Raw genomic sequence first — 13,315 nt, 5'->3', positions numbered from 1 at the left:
GCCTATTTTTTCGGTTTCGAGGCCTTGGCCCGCTTGCGCAGCGGGTTCTCGGCCGGTGCTGCCAGTTCGGTGGGCGCCGGCGCTGGAACAGGAACGGGAACGGGAGCGGGAGCGGGCTCGATCTCCACCTCGGGTTGCGCCGTCGCCGCGCGGCGCGGCTGGCGGCCCAGCGCAGTGCTACCCAGCCGCACCGGATTCAGGTCGCTGCCATCGTCGCAGTCGTGCAGCGTGGCGCCAGGGTAGGTGTTGCGCAGCTTGGACAGCAACGCCAGCACGATGCGCAGGCGGTACGACACCTCGGTGTAAGCCGCATAGCGGGCGCGCAGCAAATCCTCCACCCGCGCCGCCGTATCTGCCTTGAAGGTCATGCCGGGACACGGTTGAACCGGCTGCGGCGTAAATGCCGTGAACTCGGCGGGCGCCCTGCCGGCAGTCATATTCGCCTCTATCCAGGCGTCGAACGCCAGGCCCCATGTGAGCACGATGCCAGCGGCGCACTGGCAAAGCGCCGCCTCGCCGCCCTCCGCCGGCCCGTCCAGTCCTTCGGCGAGGATCGCCTGCACCCTCGCCTGCACCCGCTCCGTGGTCCAGTCGAACGGCGCGTTGGCCTCCAGCCAGGCGCACCAGGCGTTCTCGAACCGTTCGAACTGCCAGCCGTTCAACACCACTTCCTTGAAATGCGCCAGCATCAGGTTCTTCACCTTCGCGAACAGCGCTTCCTCCAGCATCGTGGTGCAGGCGAAGTCGGAGGCTTGTGGCTTGCTCGAGAAGGCGTTGACCAATCCGGATTCCAGGGCGTCCGGCTGCCAGTACCATAGCGTTTTATCCGCATACCAGCTGTTGAAGATTGCGGAAAAACCCTCGTACAACGCCTCGGCGCACGCGCAGGCCGCGACGCCGCCGGGACGTTTGCCATCGTTGGTCAGGCCTTCGGTTTGCAGTAATTCGGCCACGTCGCCCACCACCGGTTCGCAGGGATTGACGATAAAACCGTCGTTGCCCACCCAGCAAACCTTGGCCAGCAAGTGCGACGGCAGCTCCTGCTGTGTGGTGCGGTCGGCGAAGCCGCGCAGATCGAGGTTGTCGTTGAACGGCGCGGTCCATCCCGGCATGACGAAGCTGAGACGGAACGAATACGGATCGGCGTCGTCGCAACCGGTGCAGCCGCCGTCGGAACATGGGGCGATCAGCGCGTCACCGGGGAACTTGGGCCGCAGCAGCAGGTGCTCGACGACGATGCCGCGATAGTTCGCGCTCCAGGACAGCAATTCCTCCATCAGCTCACGGACGGCGGCCAGCGTGTCGTATGCCTCGGCACTGGCTCCCATCGCCGCGCCATCCTTGTCCCTCACCTTCAGGCGGAACTTGCCGCCCTGGCCGACAAGGTGGTAGGCCTCCGGCTGGCTCAGACGCGCGATGACGGTGTCGTAGGCCAGTTGGCGGGCCGCATCGTCGTCGCTGGCGGTGATCGGCGCGGCAAAAGTCCCTTCCAGCCAGACCCGTTCGTGCCGGTCCCGCAGCGCGTAGCCGCCGACGCTACCCGGGGCCGACATGGTCCATGCGAACGCCAGCTCCGGGTAACCCAGCAACAGGCTGACACGCAGCTTGATACCGGCCACGTTCTCCGGCGCGCACGGCTGCCGGGAGTAGTCGAAGGCGCGCCCGCGGTCGCGGCTGATGCGCGGGTAGCCGTCGAGGAAGCCGATCTTGTCGTCGATCAGCCGCTGCATGCCGGTTTGCGCGCCGCGCGCGTTGGTCAGCAACAGCGCATACTCGGCGAAGTTTTCGCCGAAGCGGGCCAGCAGATGGTCCAGGAAGCGGTTGCGCCGCTGCTGGAACTCGGTCTGGGTCTCGGTCATCGCGTTCAGCTTCGCCGGCGTCAGGCCCTGCACCACGTCGCCGTAGGCCGCGATCACCGTTGCATCGAGCTCCCGGGCAAAGTAGCTGCGCGTCTGTTTCGGATCGAGCGAGAACAGGTCGGCGACATGGGACAACTGTTCGCCGGCGTTGGCCAGCAACTGCTCGAACACCATCAGGTACGCCTGCAACTGGCGCGCCTGCGCCTTGCGTAACGACGACGCGTTGGCCGACAAGCCGGCCGGCCCAATGCCGTAGGTGTCCGGAAAACCGTATTGCAGCGGATAGTAGCTGTTCGGCCGGCGGAATGTCCCCGATGGCACGGCCAGGTCCAGCGGCGCGTTCTTGATCTTGCCGCGCTCCGCCTCGCCCTGCAGCTGCGTCAACGTGTCGGCCGCTTCGTCCATGCGGGGACGGAACGGCAAACCGTTTTTCATGAACAGGAAGCGCGAGCGGCGGAAGTACAACCGTGGCTGGTGCAGTGGACTCATATACAGCTGCCACGCCGCGCTGCCTTTGGCCGGATCGAACAGCAGCGCGCCACCGGTGATGGTGGGATCGGCCGCGCCCTTGACCAACTCGCCCTCTGCGTCATACTTCGACAGCAGCAGGCTGCCGATCGCCACCACGCCCTCGATGTCCATCAAGAGATTGATCAGGTCCGAGTTGCGCAGCACCGTCTTCAAGCCGGAGGCGGCCAGTTCGTCGTGTTTCAGGAAGCCGCCCTCCGGCATCGGGCCGTTGAAGATCTCCTCCACCTGCACGCCGCCGTCGAGCATTTCGCGCAGGCTGTAATGCCGCACCGGCGGGTTGAAATACTGCTCGATGCGGAACCAGGCCTGGGCTTGCACCAGCTCGATATCGGCGCCCGCCGCCACCTCGATGTCGGCGCAGACCGCGACGTCCTCGATCTTGACGGTGCCGATGCGGCACCAGTCTTCGTCGAGATTGCGGCTGGCGGCCAGCGTGTCGCGGGTTTGGTCCACCGCCACCCATGTTTTGCGCGCTTTTTCACGGTAGCGCGCAATGGCGCCTCCGGAACCCGGCGCTTGCAGCAGGATGCGCAGCGCGGCGACGGTGGTGGCGGCGCGCGTCGGATTGTCGCCGAACAGGTGGAGCGCGACGCCGCGTATCGCCACCTTCAAGGCGCCCGTCAGTTCCACCTCGAACGCGAGGTAGAAGACGCCGTTCCAGTGCTGGCGCAGGTAACGGTCGCGGCCCGCGTCGTCCAGAACCGGATCGCTCATCACGTCGTACGTCCTGGTGGCCCCGATTGACAGCAGCTTCACGCCAAGCGTGGCGCCGGGTTGCAGGAACGCTTGCCAGTCGACCGGGCGCGCCAGCTCCCAATCCGGAAAACGCAGCTCCAGCAGCAGCTCATGCGGTTTGCCATCGGCGCCATTGACGCTGGCTTCCAGTTCCACTTTTGCGTCGTTCAGATCGCCCGACTCCGGGTCCGTCTCCAGTTCCAGCAGCACCTCGTAAAGTCCCCGCACATCGACGCGTTGTTGTGCGGTGGCCGCTTTTGGTGGGCTGGCGTAGCTGTAAATCTGCTGATTCAGCTCACAATAGCTGTAATAGACCACGTCGCATGCGCACTGCTTGCAGAACACCCAGGCGTTGCGCACCGGGCCGAGGCCGATCAGCAGGCGGCGGTAATCGTCGGGCGTGACCGGATTGACGGTTAAAATCTCCCGCGCGGTGAAAAAGGATTGATAGGGATAGGGATGTGCGGGGTCGGCCGCGGGCGTGGCGGACATCAGCAGATCCTTGATGTCCCAGCCGTGCCGGTACGCCAGCTCCGTCAGCAGGTAGCATAGCTGCTCCAGGATCGTGATGCCGGGATCGTGGGCATTGTAATCGGTCCACGCGGCGCTGGACATCTGTTCGATGAACTCTATCCCTTCGCGCCGCAGCGCGTAGAAATCGGCAGCGGGAGTGAGCACCGGCTGTGCCGGAATCGTTACCGGGACGTTGGAGGATTCGACGTTCATGACGCCTCGCAGGGGCAATGTTCGGCGGCTCCCGCCTGATCCTGTGGATGCAGCACGGTGACCGCGTGCTTCACCGCCGGCACCGAAACCAGTATCGACACAGCCAGCGAGCCGCTTACCTCCGCCAGATCGACCATGCCCTGATCGCCGTCGATGTCATGGAACAGCTGGAAGTCGGTGACATAGTCGACGTACGTCCGTTCCTCGACGAAGTTGATCAGCACGGATTTGTAGACCTTTCCGCCGAAGGTGGGGCTGGCGCCGTCCGCGTACGCCCACGGCGACAGAAAACGGGTGATCTCCTCGCGCAGCAGCTTGACGTGGTAGGACTCGTCGTAGCCGTCGTGGAGCCGCAGCTTGAATGCCAGCCGCACCTCCTCGAATTTCGGGTTGCGCACGTGCAGCCGCACAAAGCACCCGCTGCGCTGGCGCAGGAAGCCTTCTATCTTCTGCAGCAGATCGAGGCTGGTGTTGGGCCTCAGCGGGTCACGCAGATTCTGCGACAACTGGCTCGGTATCGTAACGACGGTGACGTGGCCTGGCGCGAGCTCGCGGTAGATGCCGCCGCCGTCGTCCGGCTCGTACCGGGTGTGGTTCAGGCACTTTACCTTGTGGATCTGCGGGAAGGCTTCCAGCACCAGATGTTCGTAATCCCACAGCGCGATGGCGCGGTCCTTGTGCCGCAGCCGCTCGCTGACCCGCGTCTGGAAATCGCCAGGCGCTTCGGCGCCGCGCCCGCCGAAGCTGGCGAACGGCTGGGCAAGCTGCTTGACGGCGGGATCCGGCGCCGCCAGCTTGGTCGCCACGCCGGCCGGCAAGGTGGCCGCGGCGAAGGCCGGATCGTTATCGCGATCGGTGAAGCGCGCCTCCATCGCCTGCGCCGCGACCAGCAACAGGCGGCAGGCCGCATCGACCTTGCGCTGCACCGCCAGCCGTATCCAGTGCAGGCCCGGAGCCAGCAAGGTGTTGGTGGTGGTGGCGTCGGCCGGCATCGCCAGCGTGACGATGCCGGAGTTGAGCAGTCCAGCCGTGCCGTCGCCCACATCGTTGTCGGCAAAGGCCACCCATTCGTTATCACGCAAATAGCTCCAGGCGATGTGCTGGTTTGGCTTGGACGACAGCGGATCGGCGGTGCCCGGCGCCACTTCCATCAACAAGGACAGGTTTTGCGGCGGCTTGAGCGCGGCGACGCCGATGTAGAACTCCGCCGCGCTTTCCGTGCCGGAATCGGCCTTCTGGAACGCGAACCGGGGCAGCATCGCCACCTTGTGCGCGCTGTTGCGCAGCGGATGCTGCTCCGCCTGTCCAAACGGTCCGACGTGGAAAAAGCGCGCCTGGCGTTTGGCGTAGGCTGCGGCATCCGTGCTATCGAGCGCGATGATCTGGCTGGCGCTGTAGTCCATCGAGATGGCTTTCATCAAAGGCCCGACCGGCGGCGCGCCGGGGTTGGTGCCCTCCCCGGGCTTCTGGTGCAAAAAGATGACCAAAGCCGACTGATAGGCGTCTTGTCCGAATCCCGTGTTCAGCGACAGCCGCAAGTATCCCTGACGCGACGTGTTGTCGTAAAACTGTGGCTCGGCCGGGTCAGGTGCGTCGATCACCGGCAAGGTAAGGCCGGAGGTCAGCGCGATTTGCGTGGAGCCCGCCGCCACGGGCGCGATCCCGCTGTTCAACCACTGTCCGCCATTGAGGAAAGCGATGTTCATGGTCGGCATGGGCGTCAGCGGATAGGGCCGCAGCGGCTCGTCCTGCCAAAGCGCCTGGACCACTGCACTAGTCAGCTTCTTCTGGAAGATCTCGCGCGCGCCGATGATCAACGCGCTGCCTTGCACCGGCTGCGCGCCGAACGGCTGGAACGGCTTGGAGGTATCGACGGGACCGAAGTCGTTGGAGACGCTGAGCGTCCTGAGTCCCTTTACCTGAACGCCGACCTGGCAGCTGCGCACCATCAAATCCTGCAAGCGTCCATAGGCATAGCCGGCATTTGGACGCTGCCGCAGCAGCACCTGCATCACCGGCAGGCCAACGCCGAAACGGCCACCGTGCACATTTTCCGACCAGGCGACAATGGCCGGGTCGGCGCCGTCGACCCTCAGCGTCAGCCGCAGCAGTCCGCCGGCGAATTGCCAGTGGGCCGGCGACTTCTCAAGCCAGCCTTGTTCGGTCGTCAGCAGGCAGACCACGTCGGCGGCCATGTCGCCGGCCGGTGCGGCGCCTTCGAGCTGCAAGGCGATCTCGATGTCGCGCGTACCCTCGGACAGCAGCAGGTAGTGCGATGCCACCGCGAACCCGATGGTCGCCGGCGGCATGTCGATCCGCGCCAACGTGCCGTTGGCGTAGCGTTTGTTATGGAACGGATGCCAGGACGGCTCGTCGGCGGGCAGCGCCGCGCCCAAGCCATCGCTGGAATTGGCCACCGGCGAGGCGTAGAGCCGGCCGGCGTCATGAACGGCGCCGCCGGCCACCTTCTCGGCATCGTGCCGGTACAGCGTTTGCAGCGACGCGATGGCGGCCTGGTTGAGGACCGTCGATCGCGTCAGTTCGAACAGCGCCTCCTTGCCCCGGGCGTCCTTGCCCGCTTTGACCAGCGTATCTTCCGCCAGGAGATGCGCCGGCACCTGCTTCGCCAATTCCCCCAGCAAATGAACATGGCCCGGTTGCGCGCCCTTCTCTTTCAGGCGAAGGACCTCGCGGTAGTAGAAGTCCATATGCCGGGCTGTCAAGGTGTTCGACTCGGCGCGCACCCTTTCGTACAGGCGGAGGAACGCCAGGAACAAGCCGTAATGCGGCTCATGGGTGTCGCGCACGGTGAAGCTCTCTTCAAGCGAGACACCCGCTGCGGCGACCGCGCGCGCATAAACCTTCAACAGCCGGTCGAAGATGGACGTAAACAAATTATGCGTGGCGATGTGATTGACCCGGGCGAATAGCGTCGCTCCGCTGCCGTAGATGCCGGTTTCCGGATACAGCGCCGGATTGCCGAGGTTGAGAAGATACTGGGGCCAGTCGGTCGCGGCGTCGTCGACGATCCAGTCGGCGGACAGCGGACGCGCGCTATCCAGCAGCGCCTGCGGCAGCGTGAGCGCCGCGCCGAGGATGTCCAGCGATGGCGGCGCGTCGGCCAGATAAGGACCGGCCGGTGGACCGGCGGCCGCCATGCCGTCGCGGTGGTACAGCAGTAGCGTCTTCAACGCCGGCGCCAACTGTCTGGCGATCAGGTTCTGTAACAATGATTTAAGCGGCAGTTCGGCCGGCAGGCCTTGCGATAGCTGGTCCAACCGGGCGGCCAAGGTGGCGGCGCTGCCGAACAACTGCCCGAGACGCAGCCGCAGGCCGGCTTCATCGGCATCGTTGTCGAGGGTATCGAGGAAATCGAAAGCGGCCTTGATCGCCGACTTGTAGCCGTCCACGTCTTGCACCGCCGCCACGGCCAGCTGCACCGAGACGTCGTTGCCGAAGAAGTCCCGCCAGTCGCCGTCCGGCTGGTTCTTGTCGTTGAAGAAGCGCAGATACGCGGCATAGGCGCGGGCGAATATCATCCGGTGCGCGGGCTCGCGCTGATCGACAGGCGCGTAGTCCGGCGACAGCGCCGCCACCTGGCGCTGCGTCTGGCTACACCCTTCCCGTACCAGCTTGAACGGATCGGTGTTATGCGTGCAGTCGTTGAGCGGCATCGGATACCCGCGCTATGGCAAAAGGTTCACCGAGGTGGTGAGGTTGATGTCGGTGCCTTCCAGTTTGTAGAACGGGAAGACGAAATTAAAGCGCGAGTTGGTGGCCTTGACGCGGTACACCACTTCGATCAGGATCACGCCTTCCAGCTGGCGGCTGTCGTCCAACACGACCTGTTCGACCTCGATGCGCGATTCAAAGTAAAGGATCGCCGTCTCCACCTTGTCGGCCATCAGCGTTTTCATCCGCGTATCGAGACTCTCGAACACCAGTTCATCCAGATTGCATCCGTATTGCGGCAGCATGGTGCGCTCGCCCAGCGCGGTGGTCAGCAGCACCTCCAGGCTGGAGGCGATGTCGGCTTCGTCCTCCAGCATCTCCACCCCGCCACGCGCGCGGCTGAAGGTGGGCGGAAATGACCAGCCACGGCCCAGATATTCGCGTCGCATGCTCAACCTCCGATCAACACGGTGGCCGCCCCGGGACCGATGACGGTGCCGCCGCCCGCCGTCAGGTCGGCCAGCCGTGCCGCCGGCACGCCGCCTATCATCACCGTCGCCGATCCCTTGATGATGACGTCCGCACCGCAGCTGTCGCCCATGCGCGCGGCCGGCATCCCCATGATCAGCACCGTCGGCGCGCCCGGCGGAATGATCGGCGCGGGCGCACCGCTGGTGGCGGGACTGACTATCATGTCGCTGATCCTTGCCGCTGGCAGCATGCCGTTCTCCCTGTATGGCTGGTCCGACTAGTTAATCTGCACCATGCCGCCCTGTATCACGGCGGTGGCACTGCCCTTCAAGGTGGTGCTGGCGCCCGACACTTCGGCGGTGGCCGTCCCTGCGGCCTTGAATCCGGCGCTGGCTTTCAGTTCGATGTTGACGCCTTCGAACTTGATGTCCTTCGCCGCCTTGAACACCATGTCCTTGCTGCTCTCGACCTTCACGCCGCTGTCGTCGAGCGTGATCTTGTTGCCGTTCTGGTCCTCGATAACGATGCCCTTGGCGTCGTCCGACAAGGTGACCCGGTTGCCGGCGGGGGTCTCCAGCACCGCGCTCTTCTTGTCGTCGTCGAACAGCATGCGCAGCTTGGCGCGGCTAACGTAGCCCTTCAAATCGTTCTTATCCGCCAGCGCTTCCGGCGCCGGCTTGGCGCTGCTGTGGCACATGCCCAGTACCACCGGGTGGCGCGGATCGGCGTCCAGGAAACCGACGATCACCTCGTCGCCGACCTCCGGCCGGAAGAAGCTGCCGCGCTCCTTGCCGGCGTCCAGGCAGGCGATCCTGCTCCATACGCCTTCGGTCACGTTGTCCGCGAACGGCAGCCGCACCGCGATGCGCTCCTCGTGCGCCGGATCGCCTTCCAGCGCGGTGACCACGCCGATCTGCAAGCCGCTGACGGCCGGCAGCAGGCCGGCCGCCGGCAAGGGCCGCAAGTCGGCCAGGGCCGCGAACTGCTTCGATTCAAGGCCGAACTGCACGTCGGTCTCCCAGTTGCCGCCGCTGACGCTGTGGCGCACGCCGGACACATACAGTTTGCCGGCGAAGCGCTGGCCAACGCCGTTCAACGCCATCACGTCGCCCGGTTTGATCGCCGCCAACCCCTGGCAGCGGGCACGCCCGCGCACCTTGGCCAGGCGCTCGCGCTGCAGCTGCGCGTCGGCCCAAGCCTGCAACTCGCCTTGAGCCAGTCCGCCGCCATGACGCAGCAGCAGCGCTTTACCCGCCGCCACCCTGGCCAGGTCGGCCGGTTCCAGGTTGCCGCTGGAACCGGCCTTGCCTTCGCTGGCCTCGGCCACCAGCAGCTTCTGGTCGGCCGCGCTCCAGCTGCTGGCGTTGACGGCCCGGCTCTGCGAGCGGGCGTCGATCTCCGCGTCCAGCTCTATCAGGCTGGCGCCGAACCGCACGCTCAGCGCCTCGGCCGCGGTGGTGGACGGACGCATCACCTTGATCTTGCCGTCGTCGGCCAGCACCACCATGCCGTTGGCTTCCGCGCGGCACAGCATGTAGTCCCAATCGCTGGCCTGGAACTGCACCGATTCCTCGAGCGCCGCGCCGGTCGACTCGACTTCGTGTTGCAGACCGTGGGCGCCGACCAGCTGTTCGATGATTTCGCTGTCGGTCCGTGCCGCGAAGTGGCGCGTTGCCGGCTCCGTGCTCATTTTTACCGCCTCGTCGCGGCAATCGATAATCAGCTGGCTGGAATTCTTGCGCACGCGGATGCTATGCCTCACGATCACACCTTTGAACACCGTCTCGTTCTTGGCCTGATAACCGAGCTTGATCTCGATTTTTTTACCGGGGATGAAATGCTCGGCCTCACTGGCGGGAAAAGTCGCCTGCGCGGCATCGCCATCTTTCAACTCGATCATCGCGGTCGGTATGCGGTTCAACTCGCGGGTGACCTCCACGTTCAGCACATGGAACTGGCCCGCCACGTCGGTCCCCTCCACCAGCACGGCGAAGGTGCAGACGTCGCCCTTTTCGGTGCCGGGGATGACGCCGCCGTCGTTCATCGCACCGCTCCGTTCTTGCTCAAAGGCGGAAACACCAACTCCTGGCCCGGCACCAGCGCGCGAAAGTCCGACAGCCCGTTGACGCGCGCGACGTCCAGATAGTGGCGCGGGTCGCCATAGACCCTGAAGCACATCAGCGGCAGCCGGTCGCCGGCGCGCACGGTGCGGATATGTGTCAGGTCGGGCGAACGACGGTCCTCCTTGGCGATGCGCTTCTGTTCCTCGATGCTGCCTTTGAACTTGGTCTTGGCCAGCGCGCGGATCGGCTGCCCGTCCGGATTAAACAGCTTGTAGGTGATGGCCAGCTCGATCGCCCGTCCCTTGAAGATCAGGTTCCCCCACACCAGCTTGAGGTGGAACGGTTCATGCGAATCGGGGCGGTACTCGGTCAGCAGCTTTCGGAAGGCGTCCACCTGGTCGAATACACCGTCCTTGTTTGGCTTGCCGTCGATGATGCCGGTGCTGTCGAACAAAAACTCGAACTCCAGCTCCTCCGGCATCGTGTAAGCGAACTTCTGCTGCGCGCCGCTGCTGCCCTGGCCCTGCCCCTCGGCGGTCTTGACCTTGTATTGCAGCGTGTACGTTTCCGGATTGATCAACGCCTCGAAACTGCCCTTGGCATCGAGCTTGCCGCCGGTTTCGGCGGCCGCCGATGTCTCGAAGGCCAGTATCAGCATCTTCTCAAGTTTACCCTGGGCTGCCATCAGCGCTCCATTTTGTTTTGCAGTATGCGCAGCACCTGCTCGACGCATTGGGCGACGATGGCTTGCTGCGTTTGGTCTCCGGACGTGTCGGCGGCGCCGCCGGCCGGCGCCGCGCCTCCTCCCGCGCCGGCGGTGACGGCCACCTTGATGTGCAGCTCCCTGATCTCTATCGGCATGACGGTCCCAATCTACGCCTGTACATGGCTACTGGATATTGAAGTAACGGTAGGACAGCTCCATCGTCTCGATGACCACCGTGTTCTCGCCCGAGTTAAAATCGCTGACGGACCACTTCTTCGGTATCGCCTGCACGATCTTCCACGTGCGCAGCGGATCGCCCGCCTCGTTCATCAGGATGACGTTGACATCGGTCGGCTCGAACACCCGATCGCGGAAGGCGTCCATGAACCAGGCGATCAGCGCGGAATCGGTCAGCATGCCGCGCTTGAGTACCAGGTCGGCGTACTTGGTGCGGCCCGGCAGCTTGTGGCTGAACCGGTTCTCGCCGCCCTCCTTGTACTCCTCCATGTCGTATTCGACGCTCAATCCCGACACCGTCTGGAAACGGACGTCGTTCTTGCTCTTGCTGGCGCCGAATTCGACCCGGTAGTAAAAGCTCCACGGCGGATAGTAGTCGCTCATGTCCGCCGCCGGCTCAGATCTTCATCAGCTTCAATCCCTCGTGGGCGATTTCCAGCGTCTCGATCGCGGTCTCGTTGGCGTCCGACTTCAGGTCCGGGGCACTGATCTTGACCGGGAAGCAGCGCGTGGCCGACCATGCCGCCACCGGCAGGTGCTTCTCGTTGAGCAGCCGGATGATGACGTCGCGCCGCCCCTCCGAGCGCTCATTGGACACCTCGTCCATCCACTTGTTGTAGTCGAAATCGGCCTCGAACTTGCCGCGCTTGAGGGTGATGTTGCCGTTCTTGGCCATCCCCGGCATGGCGATCTTGTTGAAGTCCTTGCTGTCGCTGTGGCGGTACTCGATCTTCTCGCGCTCCATCACCAGCCCGGTCACCTCGGTGAAACTGATCTTGGCGCCACCCCAGTCGACCTGGAAGTGGAAACGGGGGATGGGATATTCTTGTGCCATGACCTACTCCTTCACTTGTACGGTGGATGAAAACCCCGGATCAGGATTGCGCCAGCTTGTGCGAGAAGCGCAGGATGATGAATTCGGCCGGCCGCACCGCCGCCAGGCCCACTTCGACGATCATGCGGCCCTCCAGCAGGTCCTGCGCCGTCATGGTTTTGTTCAGGCCCACCGCCACGTAGAAGGCGTGATCGGGCTTGGCGCCCTGCAGCGCGCCCTGGCGCCATACCACCGTGAGGAAGTTTTCGATCATCGCCTGCACCCGCACCCAGGTGTTGGCGTCGTTCGGCTCGAAGACGAAGTTGGCGCAGGCCTTGTTGCACGACTCCTCGATGAAGATGAACAGCCGCCGCACATTGATGTATCGCCATTCGGCGTCGTTGCCGGCCAGCGTGCGCGCGCCCCACACCAGGGTGCCCTTGCCGGTGAACGGGCGGATGGCGTTGACCGATTTGCCGGCCACCGGATCGTCGTTGAGCAGCTCCTGGGTGGCGTTGGTGAATTCGATACTGGGCTTGAAGACGGCCGTCACGCTGACGTTGGCCGGCGCCTTCCATACGCCGCGCGAGGCGTCGACGGCGGCGTAGATGCCGGCCATCGTGGAACTGGGCGGCAGCACGCAGGGCATATCGCGGATCGCCGCCTTGGCGCTTTCGTAGATCTGGCTGTTCTTTTCGGGGAGCTTGTCCAGCGCCTTTTGCGTGGTGGCCGCCGCGTCCAGCGTGTCGTAGTAGTCCACCAGGGTGGTCGCCTCGTCGTAGGCCATGTCGAGCACCGTGTCCAGATTGGGCGCGTAGGCGGCGCCATACTTCAAGTTGTTGACGCCTAGCTTGTCCCTGAACTTGCCGACGATCGTGTCGATCTTGGCGTGCGGGTCGCCCGGCCCGGGCTGGGAATCCTCACCGTGGACATCCATGATGACGAAACGGTCCTTCAACTTGGCGCACTGCGCCAGCGCCGCCTCGTTGATGGTGCAGAAATCGGCGAGGCCCATCGCCTGCGCCTCCGGGAAGACGATCAAGGTCGGTTCGTCGACGATCTCCAGCGCGAGCAGCCCGGCCGCCAGATCGGTCTCCTTGATGTCGGAGGTCTCCGCGTGGATGCCGACCGAGACGATATAGCACGCGCCGCCGCCGTTGGCGAAGAACATCTGCATCGCGTAGTACAGCAAGTACTTGGAACGCTTGGTCGGATCGAGCGTGGCGGTGAACTTTTGCCCGGTCACGTTGCCGGCGGGGTCCTTGGTCTTGGTCGCCTTGACCGCGATCTCCTTCTCCTTCTGCGGCAGGCCGAAATGCTGCTCGAACTCGACCATCGAGGTGATGCGCAGCGGCGTGTTGAGCGCGGCGCCGTCGAGCTTTTGGGTATAGCCGATAAAGGCGGGAATGGCCGTGTCGACCGCCGAGATAATCGGCGGGAACTTCGGTATTTCCTCGATATAGACGCCGGGAGTCTTGTACACCTGTGCCATCTCTACACC

General features: G+C 64.5%; 10 protein-coding genes. All 10 read right to left on the bottom strand.

The genetic code is table 11. From position 1 onward, the window contains the following. Window positions 1-2 precede the first annotated feature (2 nt). The 10 genes from AC0IYS_RS15600 to AC0IYS_RS15555 are packed head-to-tail and all read right to left on the bottom strand — an operon-like array spanning window position 3 to window position 13,306. Window positions 3-3,851 carry a hypothetical protein gene (locus tag AC0IYS_RS15600; protein WP_471706000.1) on the bottom strand — a complete coding sequence of 1,283 codons (3,849 nt, stop codon included), beginning with the start codon at window positions 3,849-3,851 and terminating at the stop codon, window positions 3-5. Beyond that, window positions 3,848-7,525 carry a hypothetical protein gene (locus AC0IYS_RS15595; RefSeq protein WP_471705999.1) on the bottom strand — a complete coding sequence of 1,226 codons (3,678 nt, stop codon included), beginning with the start codon at window positions 7,523-7,525 and terminating at the stop codon, window positions 3,848-3,850. The genes AC0IYS_RS15600 and AC0IYS_RS15595 overlap by 4 nt, the downstream gene beginning before the upstream one ends. A 12-nt stretch (window positions 7,526-7,537) precedes the next feature. Then, window positions 7,538-7,972, bottom strand: a complete 435-nt coding sequence (locus tag AC0IYS_RS15590) for a GPW/gp25 family protein (protein ID WP_471705998.1) — start codon at window positions 7,970-7,972, stop codon at window positions 7,538-7,540. A gap of 2 nt (window positions 7,973-7,974) precedes the next feature. Next, a complete protein-coding gene (locus AC0IYS_RS15585) occupies window positions 7,975-8,244 on the bottom strand; it encodes a PAAR domain-containing protein (RefSeq protein WP_471705997.1) in 270 nt (89 codons plus the stop codon). A gap of 27 nt (window positions 8,245-8,271) precedes the next feature. Continuing rightward, complete coding sequence (gene vgrG / locus AC0IYS_RS15580) at window positions 8,272-10,038, bottom strand: type VI secretion system tip protein VgrG (RefSeq protein ID WP_471705995.1); 1,767 nt, start codon at window positions 10,036-10,038, stop codon at window positions 8,272-8,274. Beyond that, a complete protein-coding gene (locus tag AC0IYS_RS15575; RefSeq protein ID WP_471705994.1) occupies window positions 10,035-10,742 on the bottom strand; it encodes a CIS tube protein in 708 nt (235 codons plus the stop codon). Before AC0IYS_RS15575 ends, vgrG begins: the two co-directional genes overlap by 4 nt. Further along, entirely contained in the window at window positions 10,742-10,918 is a 177-nt protein-coding gene (locus tag AC0IYS_RS15570) for a DUF5908 family protein (protein ID WP_471705993.1), read from the bottom strand. Before AC0IYS_RS15570 ends, AC0IYS_RS15575 begins: the two co-directional genes overlap by 1 nt. Window positions 10,919-10,946: 28 nt before the next feature. Then, entirely contained in the window at window positions 10,947-11,384 is a 438-nt protein-coding gene (locus tag AC0IYS_RS15565; RefSeq protein ID WP_471705992.1) for a phage tail protein, read from the bottom strand. Between the two features lie 13 nt (window positions 11,385-11,397). Continuing rightward, window positions 11,398-11,835: a phage tail protein gene (locus AC0IYS_RS15560; protein WP_471705991.1), complete on the bottom strand. Its 438-nt coding sequence runs from the start codon at window positions 11,833-11,835 to the stop codon at window positions 11,398-11,400. A gap of 40 nt (window positions 11,836-11,875) precedes the next feature. Next, window positions 11,876-13,306, bottom strand: coding sequence for a phage tail sheath family protein (locus AC0IYS_RS15555; protein WP_471705990.1), 1,431 nt, complete (start codon window positions 13,304-13,306; stop codon window positions 11,876-11,878). Between the last annotated feature and the right edge of the window lie 9 nt (window positions 13,307-13,315).

The sequence above is a fragment of the Duganella sp. AC237 genome (assembly GCF_979254035.1).
The sequence above is the reverse complement of the archived record's forward strand: the minus strand, read 5'-3'. Positions and strand labels throughout refer to the sequence as shown.